This window comes from Stutzerimonas balearica DSM 6083, from assembly GCF_000818015.1.
Taxonomy (GTDB): Bacteria; Pseudomonadota; Gammaproteobacteria; order Pseudomonadales; family Pseudomonadaceae; genus Stutzerimonas; species Stutzerimonas balearica.
Map to the genome: position 1 here is coordinate 102,521 of NZ_CP007511.1, position 26,260 is coordinate 128,780.

The 26,260-nt window shown below is 68.1% G+C and carries 18 protein-coding genes and 1 riboswitch; of the genes, 12 read left to right on the forward strand and 6 right to left on the reverse strand.

What is annotated here, in order from left to right; all coding sequences use genetic code 11:
* Positions 1–138 precede the first annotated feature (138 nt).
* The 5 genes from CL52_RS00485 to CL52_RS00505 form a co-directional block, all read right to left on the reverse strand.
* Positions 139–657 carry a hypothetical protein gene (locus CL52_RS00485; protein ID WP_043217790.1) on the reverse strand — a complete coding sequence of 173 codons (519 nt, stop codon included), beginning with the start codon at positions 655–657 and terminating at the stop codon, positions 139–141.
* Between the two features lie 58 nt (positions 658–715).
* The gene (locus tag CL52_RS00490) at positions 716–1,888 is read right to left on the reverse strand and encodes a zinc-dependent alcohol dehydrogenase (protein ID WP_041109123.1); all 1,173 of its coding nucleotides are present in this window, start codon (positions 1,886–1,888) and stop codon (positions 716–718) included.
* A 169-nt stretch (positions 1,889–2,057) separates the two neighbouring features.
* Positions 2,058–2,681 carry a LysE family translocator gene (locus CL52_RS00495; RefSeq protein ID WP_043222832.1) on the reverse strand — a complete coding sequence of 208 codons (624 nt, stop codon included), beginning with the start codon at positions 2,679–2,681 and terminating at the stop codon, positions 2,058–2,060.
* A gap of 59 nt (positions 2,682–2,740) precedes the next feature.
* Positions 2,741–3,544, reverse strand: a complete 804-nt coding sequence (locus CL52_RS00500; RefSeq protein WP_043217791.1) for a helix-turn-helix transcriptional regulator — start codon at positions 3,542–3,544, stop codon at positions 2,741–2,743.
* Positions 3,537–4,397, reverse strand: coding sequence for an NAD-dependent epimerase/dehydratase family protein (locus CL52_RS00505; protein WP_043217792.1), 861 nt, complete (start codon positions 4,395–4,397; stop codon positions 3,537–3,539). The genes CL52_RS00500 and CL52_RS00505 overlap by 8 nt, the downstream gene beginning before the upstream one ends.
* A gap of 158 nt (positions 4,398–4,555) precedes the next feature.
* Between CL52_RS00505 and CL52_RS00510 the strand changes: the two genes are divergently transcribed.
* The 3 genes from CL52_RS00510 to CL52_RS00520 all read left to right on the forward strand — a co-directional run bounded on the left by CL52_RS00510 (position 4,556) and on the right by CL52_RS00520 (position 9,026).
* Complete coding sequence (locus CL52_RS00510) at positions 4,556–5,476, forward strand: hydrogen peroxide-inducible genes activator (RefSeq protein WP_041109117.1); 921 nt, start codon at positions 4,556–4,558, stop codon at positions 5,474–5,476.
* Between the two features lie 4 nt (positions 5,477–5,480).
* The gene (gene recG / locus CL52_RS00515; RefSeq protein WP_043217793.1) at positions 5,481–7,553 is read left to right on the forward strand and encodes an ATP-dependent DNA helicase RecG; all 2,073 of its coding nucleotides are present in this window, start codon (positions 5,481–5,483) and stop codon (positions 7,551–7,553) included.
* Positions 7,554–7,628: 75 nt separating this feature from the next.
* Entirely contained in the window at positions 7,629–9,026 is a 1,398-nt protein-coding gene (locus CL52_RS00520) for an aminoacyl-tRNA deacylase and HDOD domain-containing protein (protein ID WP_043217794.1), read from the forward strand.
* Positions 9,027–9,077: 51 nt separating this feature from the next.
* Here the strand turns inward: CL52_RS00520 and CL52_RS00525 are convergent, their stop codons facing one another.
* Positions 9,078–11,930 (reverse strand): EAL domain-containing protein, encoded by a 2,853-nt coding sequence (locus CL52_RS00525; RefSeq protein WP_043217795.1) that lies wholly within the window; start codon positions 11,928–11,930, stop codon positions 9,078–9,080.
* Between the two features lie 212 nt (positions 11,931–12,142).
* On the opposite strand from CL52_RS00525, the gene uvrD reads away from it, so the two are divergent.
* The 9 genes from uvrD to selB all read left to right on the forward strand — a co-directional run bounded on the left by uvrD (position 12,143) and on the right by selB (position 25,853).
* Positions 12,143–14,332, forward strand: coding sequence for a DNA helicase II (gene uvrD, locus CL52_RS00530; protein WP_041109109.1), 2,190 nt, complete (start codon positions 12,143–12,145; stop codon positions 14,330–14,332).
* A 40-nt stretch (positions 14,333–14,372) separates the two neighbouring features.
* Positions 14,373–15,473: a TRAP transporter substrate-binding protein gene (locus tag CL52_RS00535; RefSeq protein WP_041109107.1), complete on the forward strand. Its 1,101-nt coding sequence runs from the start codon at positions 14,373–14,375 to the stop codon at positions 15,471–15,473.
* A gap of 108 nt (positions 15,474–15,581) precedes the next feature.
* Positions 15,582–16,421, forward strand: coding sequence for a Tim44 domain-containing protein (locus CL52_RS00540; RefSeq protein WP_043217798.1), 840 nt, complete (start codon positions 15,582–15,584; stop codon positions 16,419–16,421).
* Positions 16,422–16,826: 405 nt separating this feature from the next.
* The gene (gene fdnG / locus CL52_RS00550) at positions 16,827–19,901 is read left to right on the forward strand and encodes a formate dehydrogenase-N subunit alpha (protein ID WP_143008609.1); all 3,075 of its coding nucleotides are present in this window, start codon (positions 16,827–16,829) and stop codon (positions 19,899–19,901) included.
* Positions 19,901–20,836: a formate dehydrogenase subunit beta gene (gene fdxH, locus CL52_RS00555; RefSeq protein ID WP_043222834.1), complete on the forward strand. Its 936-nt coding sequence runs from the start codon at positions 19,901–19,903 to the stop codon at positions 20,834–20,836. Before fdnG ends, fdxH begins: the two co-directional genes overlap by 1 nt.
* 61 nt (positions 20,837–20,897) lie before the next feature.
* A complete protein-coding gene (locus tag CL52_RS00560; RefSeq protein ID WP_041109100.1) occupies positions 20,898–21,515 on the forward strand; it encodes a formate dehydrogenase subunit gamma in 618 nt (205 codons plus the stop codon).
* A 110-nt stretch (positions 21,516–21,625) separates the two neighbouring features.
* Entirely contained in the window at positions 21,626–22,543 is a 918-nt protein-coding gene (gene fdhE, locus CL52_RS00565) for a formate dehydrogenase accessory protein FdhE (protein ID WP_041109098.1), read from the forward strand.
* Entirely contained in the window at positions 22,540–23,946 is a 1,407-nt protein-coding gene (gene selA / locus CL52_RS00570; protein ID WP_041109096.1) for an L-seryl-tRNA(Sec) selenium transferase, read from the forward strand. Before fdhE ends, selA begins: the two co-directional genes overlap by 4 nt.
* On the forward strand, positions 23,943–25,853 hold the full coding sequence (selB, locus tag CL52_RS00575) for a selenocysteine-specific translation elongation factor (RefSeq protein ID WP_043217801.1): 1,911 nt from the start codon (positions 23,943–23,945) through the stop codon (positions 25,851–25,853). The genes selA and selB overlap by 4 nt, the downstream gene beginning before the upstream one ends.
* A 214-nt stretch (positions 25,854–26,067) precedes the next feature.
* Positions 26,068–26,166: riboswitch (guanidine-I (ykkC/yxkD leader) on the forward strand.
* Positions 26,167–26,260 lie beyond the last annotated feature (94 nt).

Sequence of the window (26,260 nt, forward strand, 5' to 3'; positions counted from 1 at the left end):
GGCGAAGCCAGCATCATCCAGCATGCGTAGCGGCCCGCCTCTGGTGCATTTTGCATGCAGCGGGCACCGCGGCCTGGCAAACCACCGAGCCACAAAAAAGGGCGCCCGCAGGCGCCCAATGCACGCATCCCCTCGCGTCTAGTGCAGCACCGGCGGGAAACCGTTCGGCTCGGCACGCGCCGAGGTCAGCTCCGCTTCGGCCTTGCCGCGCATGGCGGCCGGCGGCTCGGGAAAGCCGCTGCGGTCGCTGTAATCCCATTCGATGGTCGGCTCGCGCTCGGCGTCCAGCCCCTTGGCGCAGCTGACGTCCAGCGCGGTGATGCCGGCCACGGCGCCGGCGGCGAGTGCCGCGCTGGCCGGTTGGTCACCGCGCTCGATGCTCCAGCCGAGCCCGGCCAGATCGAGCGCATCGCCGCCAATACGGCCATAGATCCACGGCCGCGGGTCATCGCTGAGGAGGATGCCAACCCCGGTGGCGATCTCGCGGATGCCGCAGGCGCGCACCACCGTCTCGCTCCCCGGCATGCCGATGAAGCGCGACACCTGCCGCGGTGCCAGCAGCTGGACGACGCCCAGGCCGATGCTGAACCAGCCCAGCCCGCGCGCCAGCGAGCGCGCCGAGTGGTTGGGCCGGGTGACTTGTCGTGGAATGCTCATAAGGACTCCTCGCTCGATAGGAAGACCCGGCCGACCCCCGCCACGGGGATCGGTGCCGTCAGGGTTTCAGGACCACCTTGATGCAGCCGTCATGCTTGTCGCGGAAGGTCTTGTACATGTCCGGACCCTGCTCGAGGCTGACGCTGTGGGTGATGACGAAACTCGGATCGATCTGCCCTTCCTGGATGCGCTTGAGCAGGTCGTCGGTCCAGCGGTTGACGTGGGTCTGGCCCATGCGGAAGGTCAGGCCCTTGTTCATCGCCGCGCCGAACGGGATCTTGTCGATCAGCCCGCCGTAGACGCCGGGAATCGAAATGATGCCGGCCGGGCGGCAGACGTAGATCATCTCGCGTAGCACGTGCGGGCGGTCGCTCTCCATCATCAGCGCCTGCTTGGCGCGGTCGTACATCGAGTCGATCGAGCGCGCCGCGTGCGCCTCCATGCCGACCGAGTCGATGCACTTCTCCGGGCCCTTGCCGCGGGTCAGTTCGGCGAGGCGCTCGAGGACGCTCTCCTCGTCGAAGTTGATGGTGATGGCGCCGCCGGCGCGCGCCATCGACAGGCGCTCGGGCACGTTGTCGATGCAGATGACCTGCTCGGCGCCCATCATCACGGCGCTGCGGATGGCGAACTGGCCGACCGGCCCTGCGCCCCACACCGCGACGGTATCGGTGGGTTGGATGTCGCACTGCGCCGCCGCCTGCCAGCCGGTGGGCAGGATGTCGCCGAGAAACAGCACCTGTTCGTCGGTCAGCCCGTCGGGCACCACCACCGGGCCGACATCGGCATAGGGCACGCGCACGTATTCAGCCTGGCCGCCCGGGTAGCCGCCGGTCAGGTGGGTGTAGCCGTAGAGCCCGGCGGTGGTGTGGCCGAAGACCTTGTCGGCGATGTCCTTGTTGCGGTTGGTGCGCTCGCACACGGAGAAATTGCCGCGTCGGCATTGGTCGCATTCGCCGCAGACGATGGTGAAAGGCACCACCACGCGATCGCCAACCTTGAGTTTCTTGTTGTCCTTGCCGACCTCCATCACCTCGCCCATGAACTCGTGGCCCATGATGTCGCCGTGCTTCATGCCGGGCATGAAGCCGTCGTACAGGTGCAGGTCGGAGCCGCAGATGGCGCACGAGCTGACCTTGATGATGGCGTCGCGGGCGTCTTCGATGGTCGGATCGGGAACGTGGTTGTCGCAGCGGATGTCGTGCTTGCCGTGCCAGCGGAGCGCTCTCATCGGGGGTATCTCCTGGTCGGGTGTCTGTACCTGCCGCCGGGTCTCGCTTCCTGTCGCCTGGTGCGCTGCTGGCGCTGATTCTTCCTCTGCGTGCCGTGCGGCGTTTGCCTGTCAGATTTTTAGTGCGCCGCCCGCCAGCAGAAGTTGCCGCCGCCCTGACCGACGGAGATCAGGGCGCGAGCGCGCCGCCCAGCAGGGCGCTACCGAGCAGCGCGAGAAGCGCGCCGCAGAGCCGGTCGAGCGTGCGCACCCGGCGGCGCAGCCCGTTGCGCCAGCGCCGGCGGTACAGCAGGCGCACCAGGGCCAGGTCCCAGAGCAGCACCACGGCGCCCATCCACAGCATCGCCAGGGCCAGCCCCCAGGCTGGCGTGGCGGCGTCGCGCAGCACACCGAAGAGCCCGGCGTAGAACAGCGGCAGCTTGGGGTTCAGGCTGCTGGCGAGCAGGCCCTGGAGGAGCCCGGCCAGCGCGCGGCCGCTCGCCTGCGCATCGCCCTCCGGCAGGCTCAGTTCGCGGCGCGCCAGCACGGCGGTTGCGCCGAGCCAGAGAAAGTAGCCGCCGCCCAGCAGCTGCAGCAGGCGGGTGAATGTGCTGCCGGCCTCGGGCAGCAGCGCGAGGGTGCCGAGCACCAGGAGCATCGAAGCGAGGTTGGCCAGGGCGATGCCGCAGGCGCAGCCGTCGGCCTGGCGGCGGCCGTGGCGCAGGGCCGTGCGGATCAACAGAAAGAAATCCGGCCCCGGCGAGAGCAGCGCCGCGAAGTGGGTGCCGGCAACGAGCAGGAACAGGGACATGATCACCTCCGGTCAGGAGCGATCAGTCTGTCTGGTGCCGGCGCGCGGGTATTGGAGGAAAGTCAGGTGCGTGCGGCCAGGCGGAAGCGACCTGGCGAGACGCCGGTGAAGCGGCGAAAGGTGGCGCTGAAGTGAGCCTGGTCGTAGAAGCCGAGGTCCAGCGCCACCCCAGCCAGCGGCTGGCCGTCGAGCAGGCGGCGCTTGGCCTCGCGCACCCGGCGCTGCAGCTGCCAGGTGTGCGGCGGCACGCCGTACTGCCGGCGAAACGCCTCGATCAGGTGGCGAGGGTGCCGCTGCAGCTCGGCGGCCAGGGCCTGCAGGCTGATCGACTCGTGGTAATGCGCATCCAGGTAATCGCGCAGCGCGGCGACGACCTGGTTGTCCCGGCGTGCGGCGGCAAGCTCGGGCAGGCCGCCGTGGCGGGTGAAGACCAGCTGCAGCAGGGCCACCAGGCGGGATTCCAGGCCCAGCGCGTCGTTGCCGAGGAAGTCGTCGGCCAGCGCCGCCAGCCCGGCGGCGACGCGCCCGTCATCGGCCGGGTTGAGCTGGCGAAAGCCGCGCGGCAGCCGCTTGCGGCCCAGCAGTGCGGGCAGGCGCGATTCCTCGACGTAGAGCATGCGATAGATCAGCCGTGGGGATTCGGCGTGCCCGGTATGCGGCTCCTGGGGGTTCATCAGCGACAGCGTGCCGGCCGGCAGCGCATGCCGTTCGCCACGGCAGCGATAGCCGCCGACGCCGCGCACGATGGCGCCGATGGCAAAGGCGTCGTGGCTGTGGCGGCCGAACGGCTGGCCGGAAAAGTCGGCATGAAACAGCTCGACGCCCGGCAGCCAGGCGCGAGCCAGCAGGCGGTTGCCGTCAGTCACGCCGCGGCCCGACCGAGGCGTAGCCCTGGCGGTAGCTGGGGTACTTCGGCTGCCAGCCCAGCGCCCGTGCCCGCGCGTTGCTGCAGCGCTTGCTGCCGGCGCGACGGCTCATGCGCTGGTCGGCCCAATGGCTGACGCCCATGCGCTCGCGCAGCCAATCGACCACCTCGTGCAACGGCGCCGGTTCGTCGTCGACCCCCAGGTAGCAGGGCGCCAGCGCGGTGCCGGCGGCATCGGCCAGCAGCAGATGCGCGAGCAGGCCGGCGGCATCGTCGCGGTGCAGCCGGTTGCTGTACTGCGGCGGCTCGCGGTCGACCTGCAGGCCGGCGCGGATCTGGTTCTGCAACCAGGGCCGTGCCGGATCGTAGAGCCCGGCCAGGCGCACCACGGTGCCCGGCAGCCCGGCGCCGAGGGCCAGGCGTTCGGCCTCGAGCATCACCTGGCCGGTGTAGCCGGTCGGCTCGGTGGCCGACTCCTCGTCGACCCATTCACCGGCGCTCTGCCCGTAGACCCCGGTGCTGGAAACGAACAGCAGCCGCCGCGGCCGCTGGCCGCGTGCGTCCAGCCAGCCGAGCACGTGGCGCAGGCCGTCGACATAAGCCTGGCGATAGCCGGCCTCGTCGTGCTGGTTGGCCGAGGCGGCGTAGACCAGGTAGTCCAGCTCGCCGTTGGGCCAGGCACGTGGGCAGGCCTCGCTGTTGAGGTCGCCCTTGACCGGCAGGATCGGCACTGGCAGATCCGCCGCCTGCCGTCTGAGCCCGTAGACCCGCCAGCCCGCCGCGCTCAGGCGCATGCCCAGCCGACATCCCAGATCGCCGCAGCCGGCGATCAAAACGGAGCAACGCTTACCCATGGTCCTACGCTCCCTGTTGCTGGCTACCTGCGAGCCCGATTGAAAGTGTAATGCCGCGCGCCGGTTTCGTATGGCCGAAGATTCCGTGCAGCTGGCGTGCCAGTTGGTTCGTTGCAAAGCAAAGGCTATGCTTGGCGGCAACCTGATGGACGTTGACTATGACCCTGACCGAACTGCGCTATATCGTCACCCTTGCCCAGGAACAGCATTTCGGCCGCGCCGCCGAGCGCTGCCATGTCAGCCAGCCGACACTGTCGGTGGGCGTGAAGAAGCTCGAGGACGAGCTCGGCGTGCTGATCTTCGAGCGCACCAAGAGTGCCGTGCGCCTGACGCCGGTGGGCGAGGGCATCGTGACCCAGGCGCAGAAGGTGCTCGAGCAGGCGCAGAGCATCCGCGAGCTGGCGCAGGTCGGCAAGAACCAGCTGGCCGCGCCGCTCAAGGTCGGCGCCATCTACACCGTCGGTCCCTACATGTTCCCGCACCTGATCCCGCAGCTGCACCGCGTGGCGCCGGACATGCCGCTGTACATCGAAGAGAACTTCACCCACATCCTGCGCGACAAGCTGCGTACCGGCGAGCTCGACGCGATCATCATCGCGCTGCCGTTCCAGGAAGCCGACGTGCTGACCAAGCCGCTCTACGACGAGCCGTTCTACGTGCTGATGCCGGCCGACCATCCGTGGACGGCAAAAAAGACCATCGACGCCGAGATGCTCAACGACAAGAGCCTGCTGCTGCTCGGCGAGGGCCACTGCTTCCGCGATCAGGTGCTCGAAGCCTGCCCGACCACGCGCAAGGGCGAGGCGGCCAGCCACACCACGGTCGAATCCAGTTCGCTGGAGACCATCCGCCACATGGTCGCTTCCGGGCTCGGCGTGTCGATCCTGCCGCTGTCGGCGGTCGAGAGCCATCACTACGCGCCCGGGGTGCTGGAGGTGCGGCCGATGACGCCGCCGGCGCCGTTCCGCACCGTCGCCATCGCCTGGCGCGCCAGCTTCCCGCGGCCCAAGGCGATCGAGGTGCTCGCCGACTCCATCCGCCTGTGCTCGGTCGCCAAGCCGCCCGTGATCAACGCCTGAGCCGATGAGCGAACTGGCGGCGGTGCCGGTCACCGCGCTCAAGGGTGTCGGCGCGGCGCTGGCCGAGAAACTCGCGCGGGTCGGCCTGGAAACCCTGCAGGACCTGCTGTTCCATCTACCGCTGCGCTACCAGGATCGCACCCGCGTGGTGCCGATCGGCTCGCTGCGCCCGGGGCAGGACGCGGTGATCGAAGGCATCGTCGCCGGCGCCGACATCGTCATGGGCCGTCGGCGCAGCCTGCTGGTGCGCCTGCAGGATGGCAGCGGCACGCTGAGCCTGCGCTTCTATCACTTCAGCAACGCGCAGAAGGAAGCCATGAAGCGCGGCACCCAGCTGCGCTGCTATGGCGAGGCGCGCCCCGGGGCCTCGGGGCTGGAGATCTATCACCCCGAGTACCGCGCGCTGACGAACGATCCGGCGCCGGTCGAGCAGACCCTGACGCCGATCTACCCGACCACCGAGGGCCTGACCCAGCAGCGTTTGCGCCAGCTCACCGGGCAGGCGCTGGCGCGACTCGGCCCGCACAGCCTGCCTGACTGGCTGCCGGCCGAGCTGGCGCGTGAACACCGCCTCGGCGCGCTCGACGAGGCGATTCGCTACCTGCACCGACCGCCGCCGGACGCCGACCTTGAGGAACTCGCCGAGGGCCGTCACTGGGCGCAGCACCGGCTGGCCTTCGAGGAGCTGCTGACCCATCAGCTGTCGTTGCAGCGCCTGCGCGAGCGGGTGCGCGCCCAGCAGGCACCAGCGCTGCCACCGGCGAAAGCCTTGCCGCAGCGCTTTCTCGCCAACCTCGGTTTCGCCCCCACCGGCGCGCAGCAGCGCGTCGGCGCCGAGATCGCCTATGACCTGGCCCAGCACGAGCCGATGCTGCGCCTGGTGCAGGGCGACGTCGGCGCCGGCAAGACCGTGGTCGCCGCCCTCGCCGCCCTGCAGGCGCTGGAAGCCGGTTACCAGGTGGCGCTGATGGCGCCCACGGAAATCCTCGCCGAGCAGCACTTTCTCAACTTCAGCAAGTGGCTCGAACCGCTCGGCATCGAGGTCGCCTGGCTGGCCGGCAAGCTCAAGGGCAAGGCCCGCGCCGCGGCGCTGGAGCAGATCGCCGGCGGCTGCCCGATGGTGGTCGGCACCCATGCGCTATTCCAGGACGAGGTGGTGTTCAAGCGCCTGGCCTTGGTGATCATCGACGAGCAGCACCGCTTCGGCGTGCAGCAGCGCCTGGCCCTGCGCCAGAAGGGCATCGACGGCCGGCTCTGCCCGCATCAGCTGATCATGACCGCCACGCCTATTCCGCGCACCCTGGCGATGAGCGCCTATGCCGATCTGGACACCTCGATCCTCGACGAGCTGCCGCCCGGGCGGACCCCGGTCAATACCCTGGTGATCGCCGACAGCCGCCGGCTGGAAGTTATCGAGCGGGTGCGCGCCGCCTGCCGCGAGGGCCGTCAGGCCTACTGGGTCTGCACGTTGATCGAGGAGTCCGAGGAGCTCACCTGCCAGGCCGCGCAGACCACCTTCGAGGAACTCTCGGCCGCGCTCGGCGAGCTGGCCGTCGGATTGATCCACGGCCGCATGAAGCCGGCCGAGAAGGCCGCGGTGATGGAGCGCTTCAAGGCCGGCGAACTGCAGCTACTGGTCGCTACCACGGTGATCGAGGTCGGCGTGGACGTGCCCAACGCCAGCCTGATGATCATCGAGAATCCCGAGCGCCTCGGCCTGGCCCAGCTGCACCAGCTGCGCGGACGGGTCGGGCGTGGCAGCGCGGCGAGCCACTGCGTGCTGCTCTACCACGCTCCGCTGTCGCAGATGGGCCGCGAGCGCCTGGCGATCATGCGCGAGACCACCGATGGCTTCATCATTGCCGAAAAGGACCTGGAGCTGCGTGGCCCCGGCGAGATGCTCGGCACCCGCCAGACCGGTCTGTTGCAGTTCAAGGTCGCCGACCTGATGCGCGACGCCGACCTGCTGCCGGCCGTGCGCGACGCGGCGCAGACCTTGCTGGCGCGCTGGCCGCAGCATGTCAGCCCGTTGCTCGAGCGCTGGCTGCGTCATGGCCAGGAGTACGGCCAGGTCTGACAAACCATCCGTCGGAACGAGGTTCCGCCAGGTGCGTTTGGCTATACTGCGGGCATTCTCTCGACGGACCCCTCTATGAACGCAGCTGTTTCGAACGAGTCCCCCGCCGAACTGTCCGCCTCCATTCGCAAGCTTCTCGACGACCTCGGTCTGGCCTATCGGCTGCACACCGAGCGCAGCGGGTTCGCCGCGCTGCGCCGCGTGCAGGCCGTGCTGCTCGAAGATGCCATCGGCTTGATGCTGGTGCTGTTTCCACAGGATCACCTGCTCGATCTGGCGCGCCTGACCGAGCTGACCGGCCGGCAGCTGGTGGCGGTCAAGCCCGAACGCCTGGCGCGCCTGCTCGGCAAGCACGAGCTGAGCAGTGCGCCGGCGCTGCCGCCGCTGACCGGCTCGCCGTGTCTGTATGAACAGCGCCTGCTGGAGCAGCCGCGGCTGCTTCTGGAAACCGGCCAGCCCGGTTTCTGGCTGGAAGTGGAGAACGACGCCTTCCGCCGGCTGGTCGACCGCTGCAGTGCCGGCAGCTTCAGCGTGGCGCTGCAGCAGATCCGCCCGAATCTCGATCGCCCGGATGACGACCGCGCCGAGATCACCCAGGCCGTGCAGAGCTTTACTGCCCGGCGCATCCAGCAGCGCCTGGAGCAGACCATCGAGATCCCGCCGCTGCCGCATACCGCGCAGCGCATCATCAAGCTGCGGGTGATGCCCGAGGCCACGGTGGACGACATCACTGGCGTGGTCGAGACCGACCCGGCGCTGGCGGCGCAGGTGATCAGCTGGGCGGCGTCGCCCTACTACGCGGCGCCCGGGAAGATTCGCTCGGTCGAGGACGCCATCGTGCGCGTGCTCGGCTTCGACCTGGTGATCAACCTGGCGCTGGGCCTGGCCCTGGGCAAGACCCTGAGCCTGCCCAAGGACCATCCGCAGCAGGCCACGCCCTACTGGCACCAGGCGATCTACACCGCCGCGGTGATCGAGGGGCTGACCCGGCTGATCCCGCGCGAACGGCGCCCCGAACCCGGCCTGAGCTACCTGTCGGGGCTGCTGCACAACTTCGGTTATCTGGTGCTGGCGCATGTATTTCCGCCGCATTTCTCGCTGCTGTGCCGGCACCTGGAAGTCAACCCGCACCTGCACCATTCGCTCGTCGAGCACCACCTGCTGGGCATTACCCGCGAGCAGATCGGCGCCTGGCTGATGCGCTACTGGGGCATGCCGGTGGAACTGGCCAACGCCTTGCGCTTCCAGGCCGACCCGAACTACCAGGGCAAGGATTTCGCCTATGCCAACCTGGTCTGCCTGGCGGTGCGCCTGCTGCGCAACCGCGGGATTGGCGAGGGGCCGCAGGAGCCGATTCCGCCGGGCCTGTTCGAGCGCCTGGAAATCCGTCCGGACAAGGCCGAGGAAGCGGTGACCCGGGTGCTCAACGCCGAGGCAGCCCTGCGCGCCCTGGCCCGGCAATTCCCCCACTGAGTCGGGCGGCTCCCGCCCGGGAGCCGCCTGCCACCCGCGCCGTGAGCGGAGCTAGCGCAGCAGCGTGACGAAGCGCTCGGCCGGCACTGGCGCGCTGATCAGGTAGCCCTGCATCTCGTCGCAGCGCTGGGCGCGAATGAACGCCAGCTGCGCCTCGGTTTCCACCCCCTCGGCGACCACCTTCAGTTCCAGGCTGTGAACCATGGCGATGATGGCCCGAACGATGGCGGCGTCTTCGCTGGAATGTTCCAGCTCGGCGACGAACGAGCGGTCGACCTTCACATAGTCGACCGGGAAGCGCTTGAGGTAGCTGAGCGACGAATAGCCGGTTCCGAAGTCGTCGATGGCCATCTTCACCCCCAGCGCGCGCAGCTGGCGGCAGATGCCGATGGCGCCGTCGACATCGTCAAGCAGCTGACTTTCGGTCAGCTCCAGTTCCAGCCGCTCGGCCGGCAGGCCGGTCTCTTCGAGCACCTGACGCACCAGCGTGATGAAGTTGCCCTGGCGCAGCTGCTTGACCGAGAGGTTCACCGATACGCGGATGTCCGCCACGCCCTGCAGGCGCCACTGCGCGGCCTGCCGACAGGCCTCGCGCAGGACGAATTCGCCCAGCGGGATGATCAGGCCGGTCTCCTCGGCCAGCGAGATGAACTGCCCGGGCGGCACCAGGCCCTGTTCAGGGTGGCGCCAGCGCACCAGGGCCTCGGCGGCATCGATGCGGTCGTTCGTCAGGTTCAGGCGCGGCTGGTAGAACACCTCCAGCTGCTGCTCGACCAGCGCCTTGCGCAGCTGGTTCTCCAGGCGCAGCAATTCCAGACTGCTGTCCTGCTGGCGCTCGGTGAAGAACTGCAGGGTATTGCCGCCCAGGTGCTTGGCCTGCTGCATGGCCATGTTCGCCTGGCGCAGCAGGCTGGCCGGCTCGCGGGCGTTCTCGGGCATCAGGCTGATGCCGACCGAGGCGCTGAGCACCAGCTCCTGGCCGTCGATGATGGTCGGTTTGCGGATACGCGCCAGCAGGCGGCTGCCCAGGTAGGCGAGGTTTGACAGGCTGCCGTAGGACTCGATCAGCACGACGAATTCATCGCCGGACAGGCGGGCAATGGTGTCGGCGTCGGAAAAGGTCTGAGCCAGGCGGCGCGACATTTCGCGCAGCAGCGAGTCGGCGGCCTCGTGGCCAAGGCTGTCGTTGAGGATCTTGAAGCGGTCCAGGTCGACGAACAGCACCGCAAGATGGCGGCCGGTCTGGCGGGCGCGCTGACAGGCCTCGTGCAGGCGCTCCTTGAGCAGGCTGCGATTGGCCAGGCCGGTCAGATCGTCGTACAGCGTCAGGTAGCGCAGGCGCTCCTCGGCCTGCCGGCGCATGGTCAGGTCGGAAAGGAAGCCGACCACATGGCTGACCTCGCCACCGGCCCCATGCACGCGGCGCAACTGCACCCAGAGCGGGTAGGTCTCGCCGTTCTTGCGCGCTTCGGTCAGCTCGCCCTGCCACTGGTCGTCGCGCTCCAGCGACTCGCGCATCAGGCTGTACTGGCGTTGCGATTCCACCGAGCTGGCCAGCAGCGCCACGCTGCGGCCGAGCAGTTCGTCGCGGGTAAAGCCGGAGAGTTCGCAGCAGGCATCGTTGATCGCCAGGATGCGGTAGCGCGCATCCATGATCACCATGCCCTCGGCGGCAGCCTCGAACACGGTGGCCGCCAGGCGCTGCTGTTCGGCCTGCTGGTGCAGCGCACTGATGTCCCGCCGGGTGCCGATCATGCGCAGGGCGCGGCCGTTGTCGGCGCGCTGGATGACCCGGCCGCGGTCCTCGATCCACAGGCATTCGCCATCATGGGTGATGGCGCGGTACTCGACCACGTACTGCTCGGTCTCGCCCTTCAGGTGCGCGATGAGCGTGGCACGCACCCGGGGCAGGTCGTCCGGGTGGATGTCCGGCAGCGGCTCGTCGTGGGCGCGCTGGTCGTCGCGGGCGAACACCACTTCCAGGCGGGTATGCAGCACCTTGGCATGCGCCAGGTCCCAGTCCCACAGGCCGAGTTCGCTGGCGTCGAGCGCCAAGTTCAGGCGCGCCTCGCTCTCGCGCAGCTCGTCCGCCACCTCGGCCAGTTCACGGGTGCGCTGGGCGACACGCTGTTCGAGTTCATCGTAGGCCTGGCGCAGCTGGCGTTCGGCGTTGCGGCGTTGCTCGACTTCGCGGGCAAGCTCGGCGTTGAGTTGTTCGGCGCGCTGCGCGGCACTGCCCAGGCGCTCGATGAGGATCAGCTTCTGCAGGCGCTGCTGCAGGCTGTCGCCGATCAGGCGGCTTATCTGCCAGGCGGTCAGGCTGAGCGCGGCGAGGACGATGATGGCCAGCACGCCCCAGCCGCGTTGCAGCACTTCGTCGCTGAACAGCAGGAACAGCCCGGACGGCAGCAGGCAGGGCACGGCGAAGCTGAGGAAGGCCGGCAGGCTGACGCCATAGGCGACGCTGGTGTACACCACCACCGAGCCGATCAGCCCGTACAGCGTGGCTTGCTGGAGAAAGGCCTCGCTGGGCACCAGGGCGATGATGGCGTAGGCCAGGCTGACGGCCGAAACCGCACTGCCGAGCAAGAAGCGCCAGTACCAGCCGGGCTCGCGCTGCCGGTCGGCGCCTGCCTGGTCGAAGGCCGAGGCCTGCTGTAGCCAGACCAGGGCGAGGCTGACCATCCATAGCGCCCAGACGCCGAGCCGGCCGGTGCCGGCGTCCGGCCAGAGCAGCAGCACGCAGGCCAGGCTGGTCAGCAACAGCAGCAGATTGGGAATGCGCGAGCCGCGGTAGAGCAGACGAACGCGCTCGACATCGTGACTGCCCGGCTCCGCCTCCGTGCGTTCGGGGCTGGCAGGCAGTCGAGAGGCCTTGTAGGCGGCGCGAGCGGAATCGGTCATCGGTTGTTCTTGTACTACTTGTCCGAAGCGGTCGAGGTGCGATTGCTCGCCGATAATGGCACGTTGATAGCGAGAGTCATACCCTCTTGATCGGCCGGTTCCTGCCTTCGCTGGAGCGCGCTCCGACCGACGGCAGGTGCCGGCGTGCCTGCCGTGCCGCTCGGCGGGCCGGCAGGCGAGCGCGGCGCGGGCATTTCCCATAGAATGCCGTGATGCACGACGATATCTCCCACCTGCTCAACTCCCTCAACGATGCCCAGCGCCAGGCCGTAGCCGCGCCCCTGGGACGCCAACTGGTCCTTGCCGGCGCCGGCTCGGGCAAGACCCGGGTGCTGGTGCACCGCATCGCTTGGCTGAACCAGGTCGAGCGCGCCTCGCTGTACTCGATCCTGGCGGTGACGTTCACCAACAAGGCCGCCGCCGAGATGCGCCAGCGCATCGAGCAGCTGCTGCACGTCAACCCGCAAGGCATGTGGGTCGGCACCTTCCACGGCCTGGCCCACCGCCTGCTGCGCGCGCACTGGCGCGAGGCCAAGCTGGCCGAGAACTTCCAGATCCTCGATTCCGACGACCAGCAGCGCCTGGTCAAGCGGGTGATCCGCGAGCTGGGGCTGGATGAGCAGCGCTGGCCGGCGCGCCAGGCGCAGTGGTGGATCAACGCGCAGAAGGACGAGGGCCTGCGCCCGCAGAACATCCAGGCCGGTGGCGATCTGTTCCTCGCCACCCAGCTGAAGATCTACCAGGCCTACGAGGAGGCCTGCGCACGTGCCGGGGTGATCGATTTCTCCGAGCTGCTGCTGCGCGCGCTGGACCTGTGGCGCGATCATCCGGGCCTGCTCGAGCACTATCAGCGGCGCTTCCGGCACATCCTCGTCGACGAGTTCCAGGACACCAACGCCGTGCAGTACGCCTGGCTGCGGCTGCTGGCCAAGGGCGGCGAAAGCCTGATGGTGGTCGGCGACGACGACCAGTCGATCTACGGCTGGCGCGGTGCGCGGATCGAAAACCTGCAGCAGTTCGGCGACGATTTCCAGGATGCCGAGATCATCCGCCTGGAGCAGAACTACCGCTCCACCGCCTGCATCCTCAAGGCGGCCAACGCGCTGATCGCCAACAACCAGGGGCGCATGGGCAAGGAGCTGTGGACCTCCGGTTGCGAGGGCGAGCCGATCAGCCTGTACGCCGCGTTCAACGAGCATGACGAGGCGCGTTACGTCGTCGAGAGCATCGAGAAGGCCATCCGCGACGGCATGAGCCGCAGCGAGATCGCCATTCTCTACCGCTCCAACGCGCAATCGCGGGTGCTCGAGGAAGCGCTGCTGCGCGAGAAGATTCCCTACCGCATCTACGGTGGCCAGCGCTTCTTCGAGCGCGCCGAGATCAAGAACGCCATGGCCTACCTGCGCCTGATCCAGACCCGCGACAACGACGCGGCGCTGGAACGGGTGATCAACCTGCCCGCGCGCGGCATTGGCGAGAAGACCGTCGACAGCCTGCGCCAGCTGGCGCGCGAGCAGGGCCTGTCATTGTGGGCGGCGCTGCATCAGGCGGTCGGCACCAAGGCGGTCTCCGGGCGCGCGGCGAGTGCGCTGAACGCCTTTGTCGAGCTGATCGACAGCCTGGCGCTGAAGGTCGAGAAGCTGCCCCTGCACAGCATGGCCCAGGCGGTGATCGAGGATTCCGGGCTGCTCGCCTATCACCGCGACGAAAAGGGCGACAAGGCCCAGGCGCGGGTGGAAAACCTCGAGGAGCTGGTGTCCGCCGCGCGCGCCTTCGACAGCTACAACGAGGAGGACGACAGCGTGCAGTCGCCGCTGGCGGCCTTCCTCGACCACGCCTCGCTGGAGGCCGGCGAGCAGCAGGCCGGCGAGCACGAGGACAGCGTGCAGCTGATGACGCTGCACAGCGCCAAGGGCCTGGAGTTTCCGCTGGTGTTCCTGGTCGGCATGGAAGAGGGGCTGTTCCCGCACAAGATGAGCCTGGAGGAGTCCGGCCGTCTGGAAGAGGAGCGCCGCCTGGCCTATGTCGGCATCACCCGCGCCATGCAGCAGCTGGTGATCACCTACGCCGAGACCCGTCGTCTGCACGGCAGCGAGACCTACAACAAGGTCTCGCGCTTCGTGCGGGAGATCCCGCCGGCGCTGATTCAGGAAGTGCGGCTGAACAACACGGTCAGCCGCACCTTTGCCGGGCGCAGCATGAGCGGCGCCTCGCTGTTCGCCGGCGCCGGCGTGCCGGAAACCCCCTTTGCCCTCGGCCAGCGCGTGCGCCATTCGCTGTTCGGCGAAGGCACCATCCTCAACTTCGAAGGCGCCGGCGCCCAGGCCCGGGTGCAGGTGAACTTCGAGAGCGAAGGCAGCAAGTGGCTGATGCTCAGCTACGCCAAGCTCGAAGCCCTCTGACCGATCATTTCAACGAGCCCCATCGAGGACCCGGAGACCCATGAAACGCCGCTATCTGCTCGGTGCCGCCACCGCCCTGTTCGCCTTGCTCGGGCTCGCCGGCTGCAACGACGACCAGCCCGCGCCCGAACGCGCCGGTGCCACCAGCGAACCTGCCAAGACCTATCAATGGAAGATGGTCACCGCCTGGCCGAAGAACTACCCGGGGCTGGGCACTTCGGCCGAGCGCCTGGCCGAGCGGGTCGACACCATGAGTGGCGGCCGGCTGAAGATAAAGGTCTATGCCGCCGGTGAGCTGGTCCCGGCCCTGGAAGTGTTCGACTCGGTCTCGCGCGGCACTGCCGAGCTGGGCCATGGTGCGGCCTATTACTGGAAGGGCAAGGTGCCCACCGCGCAGTTCTTCACCTCGGTGCCCTTCGGCCTGTCGACCAACGAAATGAATGCCTGGCTCAGCCGTGGCCAGGGCCAGCAGTTCTGGGAGGAAGCCTACGCACCCTTCGGCGTCAAGCCGATGGTGGTGGGCAACACCGGCATGCAGATGGGCGGCTGGTACAACAAGGAAATCAACAGCCTGGACGACCTCAAGGGCTTGAAGATCCGCATGCCCGGCTTGGGTGGTGAGGTTCTCTCGCGCCTGGGGGCGACCACGGTGAATCTGCCTGGCGGCGAAGTGTTCACCGCGCTGCAGACCGGTGCCATCGACGCTACCGACTGGGTCAGCCCCTACAACGACCTGGCTTTCGGCTTGCACAAGGCCGCCAGGTACTACTACTACCCGGGCTGGCAGGAGCCGCAGGCAGTGCTCGAGCTGCTGGTCAACCAGAAGGCCTTCGACAGCCTGCCTGCCGATCTGCAGGCGATCCTCACCGAGGCGACCCGTGCCGCCAGCCGCGAAATGCTCGACGACTACGTCTACAACAATGCGCTGGCCCTCGATCAGCTCAAGCAGCAGGGCGTGGAGCTCAAACGCTTCCCGGACGAAGTGCTGGCCGCCCTGCGCGAGCAGTCCGAGCAGGTGCTCGGCGAGCTCGCGGCGCAGAGCGAGCTCAACGGCCGTATCTGGGCCTCGATGAAGGCCTTCCAGGCGCAGGTGGAGCCGATGCACGCGCTCACCGAAAAGGAACTCTACAACTGGCGCTGACGTCATCCGAACACTGCGGGCAAAAGCCGGAAACACTCTGCAGCTGGCCGATGCCCGGGGTGAGATGCAACATGACGCGCGTATCCAACCGACAAGCGGGAACACTCAATGCAACGTGTGCTTAGCGTATTCATGGCGCTGTGTATCAGCCTGACCTTTGCCTTCGATGCCAGCGCGGCCAAGCGCTTCGGCGGTGGCAAGAGCTTTGGCGCGGCACCGAGTCACCAGACCCGTCAAGCGCCGCAGCAGCGCAACGACGCAACCCTTCAGCAGCAGGCCGGTCGTCAACAGCCGGCAGCGAGTGGCGCTTCGCGCTGGCTCGGCCCGCTGGCCGGTATCGCCGCCGGTGGTCTGCTGGCCTCGATGTTCATGGGTGACGGCTTCGAAGGCCTGCAATTTCTCGACATCCTGATCTTCGGCCTGCTGGCCTTTGTGCTGTTCCGTTTCCTCGCCGCGCGGCGCCGCCAGCAGCCGGCCATGGCCGCGCCGGGCCATGCGCCGATGCAGCGCGAGATGCCGCAGCAGCCGTCGATCTTCGGCGGCAGCGCCGCCCCGGCGGCGCCGGTGATCAACGCGCCGGCCTGGTTCAACGAGCAGAGCTTCCTGGCCGCGGCGCGCGAGCACTTCCTGGCGCTGCAGCAGCACTGGGATGCCAACGAGATGGACAAGATCGCCGAGTTCGTCACCCCTCAGCTGCTGGCGTTTCTCAAGCAGGAGCGCGCCGAGATCGGTGACGCCTACCAGTCGACCTACATCGATGATCTGCAGATCGGTCTCGACGGTGTCGACGATACGCCCGACAAGACGGTGGCAACCCTGACCTTCAGCGGCGTGGCCAAGACCTCGCGCTTCGACCAGGGCGAAGCCTTTAGCGAGAGCTGGCGCATGGAGCGCGAGCAGGGCGAGAACCAGCCCTGGCTGGTCGCCGGTATTCGCCAGAACGCCTGAGCATAAGGCGCCCAGAAAAGCCCGGGCTGGTCCCGGGCTTTTCTTTGGCCGCTGTTTTTACCAGCGCAACGCCAGCGGGGGAGCTGGACGCTCACGGTGCCCCGTACAACGATTGCGGGCGAGCGCGCGCCAAGCCAGGGGCCGCTGCCGTCGTCGCGCTTGCCTGCTGCTGGTGAAAGGAGCTGCCGCTGGTCGGATTTTTTTTCGCAGCGCCCGGGCGAGGCCGTTCGCACGCCGGCTCCTCCCTGCGTGGCGTCTGGCACGTCCCGCCCCAGAGGCGCTCCGAGAAAGGCAATTAGCCAAAGGTCGAACCGCGATTAATCCCCCGCTCATCTGGCGCTTGGCTAAGCTGAAGAACGAGGCGCCGGCAATGTACTGGCGCTCTGCCTGTTGAGGAGAACCACGATGGACATGAACCGTCGACAGTTCTTCAAGGTCTGTGGCGTGGGCCTTGGAGCGTCGAGCATGGCTGCGTTGGGCATGGCGCCACCTGTGGCGTACGCCGAGTCGATCCGGCATTTCAAACTGACCAACACACGCGAAACCCGCAATACCTGCCCCTACTGCTCCGTTGGCTGTGGGCTGATCCTGTACAGCCAGGGCAGCGGCGGCAAGAACGTCGCGCAGGAAATCATCCACATCGAGGGCGACGCCGATCACCCGGTCAATCGAGGCACGCTCTGCCCGAAGGGTGCCGGTCTGCTGGATTTCGTCCACAGCCCGAACCGGCTGCAGTACCCGCAGGTACGCGAAGCCGGCAGCAACGAGTGGAAGCGCCTCGACTGGGATGAAGCCCTCGATCGCATCGCCCGGCTGATGAAGGACGACCGCGACGCCAACTTCGTCGAGAAGAACGAGCAGGGGCAGATCGTCAATCGCTGGCTCAGCACCGGATTTCTCGCCGCCTCGGCATCCTCCAACGAGGCCGGCTACATCACTCACAAGGTAGTGCGTTCGCTCGGCATCCTGGCATTCGACAACCAGGCGCGCGTCTGACACGGCCCGACGGTGGCAAGTCTTGCCCCGACGTTTGGCCGCGGCGCCATGACCAACCACTGGTCCGACATCAAGAACGCGGACCTGGTACTGATCATGGGCGGCAACGCCGCCGAAGCCCACCCGTGCGGCTTCAAATGGGTGACCGAAGCGAAGGCCCATAACAAGGCCCGGCTGGTCGTGGTTGACCCGCGCTTTACCCGTTCGGCCTCGGTGGCCGACCTGTATGCGCCGATCCGTACCGGAACCGATATCGCCTTCCTTGGCGGGCTGATCAATTACCTGCTGGAAAACGACAAGATCCAGCATGAGTACGTGCGCAACTACACGGACGTCTCCTTCATCGTCAAGGAAGGCTTCGGCTTCGAGAACGGCCTGTTCAATGGCTACGACGCCGACAAGCGCGCCTACACCGACAAGGGCACCTGGGGTTACGAGCTCGACGAGCAGGGCTATGCCAAGGTCGACCCGACCCTGCAGCACCCGCGCTGCGTCTACCAGCTGCTGAAAAAGCACTACAGCCGCTACACGCCGGACGTGGTCAGCAACATCTGCGGTACGCCGCAGGCAGCGATGCTCAAGGTCTGGGAAACCATTGCCGAGACCTCCGCGCCAGGCAAGGCCATGACCATCATGTATGCGCTCGGCTGGACGCAGCACTCGGTCGGCTCGCAGATGATCCGCACCGGCGCCATGGTGCAGCTGCTGCTCGGCAACATCGGCATGCCCGGCGGCGGGGTGAACGCCCTGCGCGGTCACTCCAACATCCAGGGCCTGACCGATCTGGGGCTCCTCTCGAACCTGCTGCCCGGCTACCTCACCGTACCGATGGAAGGCGAGCAGGACTACGCGGCCTACATCGCCAAGCGCACGGCCAAGCCGATCCGCCCGGGGCAGCTGTCGTACTGGCAGAACTACGAGAAGTTCCACGTCAGCCTGATGAAGGCCTGGTACGGCAAGAACGCCACGGCCGAGAACGACTGGGGCTTCCACTGGCTGCCGAAGCTGGATATCCCCGGCTACGACGTGCTCAAGTACTTCGACATGATGTATCAGGGCCAGGTCAACGGGTACTTCTGCCAGGGCTTCAACCCGATCGCGTCGTTCCCCAACAAGGCCAAGGTCAGCGCGGCGCTGGCGAAGCTGAAATACCTGGTGGTGATGGATCCGCTGGCCACCGAGACCAGCGAGTTCTGGCGCAACGCCGGCGAATACAACGACGTCGACACGGCGAGTATCCAGACCACCGTGTTCCGCCTGCCGACCACCTGCTTCGCCGAGGAAGACGGCTCGCTGGTCAACAGCGGTCGCTGGCTGCAGTGGCACTGGAAGGCCGCCGAACCGCCGGGGCTGGCGCGCACCGACGTGGCGATCATGGGTGGGCTGTTCCATCGCCTGCGCAACCTGTACCGGGAGGAGGGCGGCGCCAACGCCGACGCCTTGCTCAACATCGACTGGTCGTACATGCGCCCGGACGAGCCGAGCCCCGAGGAGATTGCGCGTGAGTTCAGCGGCAAGGCCCTGGCCGATGTGACCGACCCGACGACCGGGGCGGTGCTGGCCAAGGCCGGCGAGCAGCTCGCCGGATTCGCCCAGCTGCGTGCCGACGGCAGTACGGCCAGCGGCTGCTGGATCTTCTGCGGCGCCTGGACCCAGGCCGGCAACCAGATGGCGCGGCGCGACAATGCCGACCCCTACGGCATGGGGCAGACCCTTGGCTGGGCCTGGTCCTGGCCGGCAAACCGGCGGATTCTCTACAACCGCGCTTCGGCCGACGTCTCCGGCCAGCCGTGGGACGCAGAGAAGAAGCGTCTGGTCTGGTGGAACGGCAAGGCCTGGACCGGTACCGACGTGCCGGACTTCAAGGTCGACTCGCCGCCGGAGGCGGGCATGAACCCGTTCATCATGAACCCCGAAGGGGTGGCGCGGCTGTTCGCCGTCGACAAGATGAACGAGGGGCCGTTCCCCGAGCACTACGAGCCGTTCGAGACGCCGATCGGGCGCAACCCGATGCACCCGGACAACCCCAAGGCGGTCAGCAACCCGGCAGCGCGCGTGTTCAAGAACGACATGGAGCTGTTCGGCACGGCGGAGGAGTTCCCCTATGCGGCGACCACCTACCGCCTGACCGAGCACTTCCACTTCTGGACCAAGCACTGCCGGCTCAACGCCATCACCCAGCCCGAGCAGTTCGTCGAGATCGGCGAGGTGCTGGCCAACGAGCTCGGCATCAAGGCCGGCGAGCGGGTCAAGGTGTCGTCCAACCGCGGCTACATCAAGGCGGTGGCGGTGGTGACCAAGCGCATCAAGCCACTGACGGTCGACGGCAAGACCGTGCATCAGGTCGGCATTCCGCTGCACTGGGGCTTCTCAGGCGTGGCGCGCAACGGCTACCTGACCAACACCTTGACGCCCTTCGTCGGTGACGCGAACACCCAGACGCCGGAGTTCAAGTCGTTCCTGGTCAACGTGGAGAAGGCATGATGGCTACTCAAGACGTGATTGCCCGCTCCGCCACGACCACGGAGCGGCCGTCGATCCGCGAGATCGGCGAGGTCGCCAAGCTGATCGACACGTCCAAGTGCATCGGCTGCAAGGCCTGCCAGGTGGCGTGCTCGGAATGGAACGACCTGCGTGACGAGGTCGGCACCAGCCATGGCACCTACGACAACCCGATCGACCTCACCGCCGAATCCTGGACGGTGATGAAGTTCGCCGAGTACGAGAACCCGCAGAGCGGCAACCTCGAGTGGCTGATCCGCAAGGACGGCTGCATGCACTGCGCCGAGCCGGGCTGCCTGAAGGCCTGCCCGAGCCCGGGGGCGATCGTGAAGTACGCCAACGGCATCGTCGACTTCAACCAGGACAAGTGCATCGGCTGCGGCTACTGCATCACCGGCTGCCCGTTCGATGTGCCGCGCCTGTCGGAAAAGGACAAGAAGGCCTACAAGTGCACCCTGTGCTCGGATCGCGTTTCGGTCGGCCTGGAGCCGGCGTGCGTGAAGACCTGTCCGACCGGCGCCATCGTCTTCGGCAGCAAGGACGACATGAAGGAGCACGCCGCCGGGCGCATCGCCGACCTCAGGGAGCGTGGCTTCGACAAGGCCGGGCTGTACGACCCCGATGGCGTGGGCGGCACCCACGTGATGTACGTGCTGCACCATGCCGACCAGCCGACGCTGTACAGCGAGCTGCCGAACGAGCCGACCATCAGCCCGCTGGTGAGTCTGTGGAAGGGCGTGGCCAAGCCGCTCGCGCTGCTCGGCATGGGCGCCGCGGTGCTGGCCGGCTTCTTCCACTACACGCGGGTCGGTCCGGTGCGCGTGGAGGAAGACGAGGCCGACGCCTCGGGCGAAACGGGGGTGCATCAGGTCGATCCGGCCGTGCACGTGGTCGATCCGAAGGAGCCGAGAGCCTGACGGCAGCGGCCCCCGCGCGGGGGCTGCCGTTGCGGGTAATCGCCTGCTCAAGGAGCCAACGATGAAACACGACATCGAACGCTACACCCCGTCCCAGCGGTCCAATCACTGGGCGGTCGCCATCCTCTTCGTGCTCGCCGCACTGTCGGGGCTGGCGCTGTTCCACCCGGCGCTGTTCGGCCTTTCCGGGCTGTTTGGCGGCGGCACCTGGACGCGCATCCTGCACCCGTTCATCGGGGTGGCGATGTTCGTCTTCTTTCTGGTGCTGGCAATCCGCTTCGCCGGGCACAACCGCATCGAAGCACGAGACCGCCAGTGGCTCAGGCAGATAAACGACGTGGTGCACAATCGCGAAGAAAAACTGCCGCCGGTCGGGCGCTACAACGCCGGACAGAAGCTGCTGTACTGGACGCTGGTGCTGAGCATGCTGGTGCTGCTGTTCAGCGGCATCGTCATCTGGCGCGAGTACTTCAGCAGTTTCTTCGGCATCACCACGCTGCGTCTGGCTGCCGTGCTGCATGCACTGGCCGCCTTCGTGCTGATCGTCTCGATCATCGTGCACATCTACGCGGCGATCTGGATCAAGGGCTCGATGGGCGCGATGCTCTACGGTACGGTCAGCCGCGCCTGGGCACGCAAGCATCATCCGCTCTGGGCCAAGGAGGTCGAGCGCAAGTAAGGCCGTCGCCGTCACGGAGCCCCCAGGGGGAATCTTCGTGGCGGCCCGCTCTCAAAGCTCAACGACGGCGCCGAGCCCCGGCGCCGTCTCACCCGATCAAGGAGTCCTGCGTGTCAGGCACCATTCTCGAGCCAGGGCAGATCGAAGCTGCCGCCAGCAAACCGCCGTTCTTCAACCTGCCTCCCCGTGAACTCTTCGTGCTGCGTGCCGAGCGTCTCGAGCGCCTCGCCGATGGCCATCCGATGGGCGACTACCTGCGCCTGCTCGCCGGCGTCTGCCGGGCGCAGCAGCAGGTGCTGGACAATCCGCCGGCGCTACCGGCCGCGGATCCCCATCGCACCCGTGAGTGCCTGGCCCACGGCATGCCGCCGCTGGCGACCGACACCCTGGTGCGTGAAGGGGGCTGGCTGCCTGTCCTCGACGCCTGGCTCGAGGCCTACGAGGTGCCGGCCAACCCCGCGGTCGAGGCGGCCATCGAGCAGCTGCGCACGGCCGACGCCGGCCAACGCATCGCCTGGGCCACCACCCTGCTCAGCGGCCAATACGACGCCCTGCCGGCAGCGCTGGTGCCCTTCCTGGGCGCGGCGCTGCAGACGGCCTGGACGCAGCTGGCGCTGGAGCTGGACTTCAGCACGCTGCGCGAGCGTGAGGACCAGGCGCATTGCCCCTGCTGCGGCGCCCCGGCGATGGCCGGCGTGATCCGCCACCGGGGGCAGATGAACGGCCTGCGCTACCTGGTCTGCTCGCTGTGCGCTGGCGAGTGGCATTACGTGCGACTCAAGTGCAGCCACTGCCAGAGCACCAAGAAGCTCGACTACCTGCACTTCGAGGGCTCGCCGCAGGGCATCAAGGCCGAGGTCTGCCCCGGCTGCGACAGCTACCTCAAGCTGCTCTACCTGGAGCTGGCGCCCGACGGCGAGACGCTATCGGCCGACCTCGCCACCCTCGACCTGGATCTGCTGCTCGCCGAACAGGGCCACCAGCGCCGGGCACCCAACCTGCTGCTGGCACCGGGAGGCGAGGGGTGAACAGCGGACGCCTGCCCTCGGTAGACAAACTGCTGCGTGCCGAGGCCTGCCAGCCGCTGCAGCAGCGCTACGGGCGCCAGGCGCTGCTCGCCACGCTGCGCGATTTGCTCGACGAGCTGCGCGAGCCGGCGCTGAGCGGCCAGCTTGCGCCGCTGGAGCTGTCCGAAGCGGTGCTCGCCGGGCGCGCCGGCGAACGCCTGGCCAGCCAGCACAAGAGCCGCGTGCGCCGGGTGTTCAACCTCACCGGCACGGTGCTGCACACCAACCTCGGTCGCGCCCTGTTGCCGGATGAAGCCATCGAGGCAATCACCCTTGCCGCGCGCTACCCGCTCAACCTGGAATTCGATCTCGCCACCGGCAAGCGCGGCGACCGCGACGACCTCATCGAAGGGCTGATCCGCGAGCTGACCGGCGCCGAGGCGGTCACCGTGGTGAACAACAACGCCGCCGCCGTGCTCTTGGCCTTGAACAGCCTCGGCGTACGCAAGGAAGGCATCATCTCCCGCGGCGAGCTGATCGAGATCGGCGGCGCCTTCCGCATCCCCGACATCATGGCCCGCGCCGGCGTGAAGCTGCATGAAGTCGGCACCACCAACCGCACCCACGCACGCGACTACGAGGCGGCGATCAACCCGCGCTCGGGCCTGTTGATGCGCGTGCACACCAGCAACTACAGCGTGCAGGGCTTCACCGCCAGCGTCGCCACCGCTGAACTGGCACGCATCGCCCATGCCCACGATCTGCCGTTGCTGGAAGACCTCGGCAGCGGCAGCCTGCTCGACCTCTCGCGCTGGGGCCTGCCGAAAGAGCCGACGGTGCAGGAAGCGCTGCGCGACGGCGCCGACATCGTTACCTTCAGCGGCGACAAGCTGCTCGGCGGCCCGCAGGCCGGGCTGATCGTCGGCAGCAAGGCACTGATCCAGAAGATCAAGAAGAACCCGCTCAAGCGCGCCCTGCGCGTCGACAAGCTGACCCTTGCCGCGCTGGAAGCGGTGCTCAACCTCTATCGCGACCCCGACCGCCTGGCCGAACGCCTCACCAGCCTGCGCCTGCTCAGCCGCCCGCAGGCGGAGATCCGCAGCCAGGCCGAACGCCTCGCCCCGGCGCTGGCCGGCGTGCTCGGCGAGCGCTGGCACGTCGCAGTAACCGATGCCCTGGGCATGATCGGCAGTGGCGCACAGCCGGTGGCACGCCTGCCCAGCGCCGCGCTGTGCATCCGCCCGCAGCAGTCCAGGCGCCTGCGCGGCCGCAGCCTGCGTCAGCTGGAAGACGCCCTGCGCGGCCTGCCGCTTCCGGTGCTCGGTCGGATCGACGACGACGCCCTCTGGCTCGACCTGCGCCAGCTCGACGACGAGCCGGGCTTCGTCGAACAGCTGCCGCTGCTGCGTGAGGCCCTGGCGTGATCGTCGGCACCGCCGGCCATATCGACCATGGCAAGACCGCACTGCTCAAGGCGCTGACCGGCCAGCAGGGCGACCGCCGCCGCGAGGAGCGCGAGCGCGGCATCACCATCGACCTCGGCTACGCCTATGCCGACCTGGGCGAAGGCGCACTCACCGGCTTCATCGACGTACCGGGGCACGAACGCTTCATCCACAACATGCTGGCCGGTGCCAGCGGCATCGACTGCGTGCTGCTGGTGGTGGCCGCCGACGACGGCGTGATGCCGCAGACGCGCGAACACCTGGCGATCGTCGAACTGCTCGGCATCCGCCGTGCGCTGGTGGCGATCAGCAAGATCGACCGCGTCGAGCCGTCGCGCATTGCGCACGTCCGGCAACAGGTCGAAGGCCTGCTGGCCGCCGGACCCCTGGCCGGGGCACCGGTCTTCGCCGTCTCCAGCCTGACCGGCGAAGGTGTCGAGGAGCTGCGTGCGGCGCTGGTCGCCGAGGCGGGTAGGGCGGCCGCGCGGCGCGACGACGGCCACTTCCGCCTGGCCATCGACCGCGCCTTCAGCGTCACCGGCGCGGGTGTGGTGGTCACCGGCACGGCCTTCGCCGGGCGCGTTCAGGTCGGCGACGAGCTGCTGCTCAGCCCCAGTGGGCGCAGCGTGCGGGTGCGCGGCCTGCACGCGCAGAACCGCGAGGCCGGCGAGGCCCATGCCGGTCAGCGCGTGGCACTGAACCTGGCCGGCGAGCGGTTGAACGTCGAGCAGATTCGCCGGGGCGACTGGCTGCTGCAGCCGCGGCTGCACGCGCCGACCCAGCGCATCGAAGTCGAATTCAGCCTGCTTGCCGGTGAAGCGCACGAACTGCGTCACTGGACCCCGGTGCATGTGCACCTCGGCGCCCAGGACGTCACCGGCCGCGTCGCCCTGCTGGCCGGCGAGCAGCTGGCACCGGGCGCCACGGCCTTCGTGCAGTTGCAGCTCAACGCGCCGGTGCATGCGGTGCATGGTGATCGCATCGTGCTGCGCGACCAGTCCGCGCAGCGCACGCTTGGCGGCGGGCGCGTGCTCGATCCCTTCGCGCCGCCGCGCAACCGCCGCCGCGAGGCACGCCTGGCGCAGCTCGAGGCGCTCGCCGCCGAGCAGCTGGAACAGGCGTTGCCGGCCCTGCTGGCGCAGAGCCTCAACGGCCTCGACCCGGCGGCGCTGGAGCGCCAGTTCAACCGGCCAAGCGCGGGCTGGCAATTGCCGCAGACGGCGCTGCCGGTCGCAACGCGCGGCGGAACCCGGTTATTCCACGCACCCCGCTGGCAGGCGCTTGGCGAGGAACTGGTGGCCGCCCTCGGGCGCTTCCACGAGGCGCAGCCGGACGAACTCGGCCCGGACCGCGACCGCCTGCGCCGCTACGCCTTCGCCGCGCTCGAGCGACCGGTGTTCATCGCCCTGCTGGAGCAGGCGCTGGCCGCCGGTCGGGTGGCCGCCAGCGGCCCCTGGCTGCACCTGCCCGATCACCAGGTGCGCCTGAGCGAGCCCGAAGAAGCGCTGCGCGCGCGGCTCTGGCCGCAGTTGGAAGCCGGGCGCTTCGACCCGCCCTGGGTACGCGACCTGGCCCGCGAGCTTGGCGTGGAGGAAGCGCAGATGCGCCTGCTGCTGCGCAAGCTGGCGCGCCTTGGCCAGCTGCAGCAGGTGGTCAAGGACCTGTTCTACCCCGAGCACACGCTGCGCGAGCTGGCCGCTACGGTGCTCGAACTGGAGGCGCAGCAGGGGGTGATCCGAGCCGCCGCCTTTCGTGACCGTATCGGCCTGGGCCGCAAGCGCAGCATCCAGTTGCTCGAGCACTTCGACCGCATCGGCCTGACCCGGCGCTTCGGCAACGAGCGCAAGGTTCGACGCGACAGCGCACTGGCCTTGCAGGCCAACTAGCCCGCTCCGTTTCCCGTTACCGCTGAGCCGTCATGAAGCAGCGATGCACCTCTGTGGTGCGCTCGCCGTGTCTGGCAGCGGCTGACAGTGGCCGCGCCGAACGCCTGCGGGCCGGGCGCCATGCGGCTTTGCGGCGAGTGCGCGGGAACTGGCACCGGCATTGCAACGCTCCGGGTGCAGGGAGCTGCTGCTCACGGATGAGCCAGATTGCTCAAAAATGGCCGACTAGGGTTCCGGCTCGCCTGGCGAGTGACTGGTCCGAGAGTTGGCGACCTCCAGCGAGGTTACACGGCGGGATAAAAGCCCGGGAGAACTGCGTGCAAGCACCCGCAGCTCCTACCGCCCTGTCTCGAAAAACTGGAGGGAGTCCTACATGAACCAGACCTGCCATCCGGCATTGCGCCCCG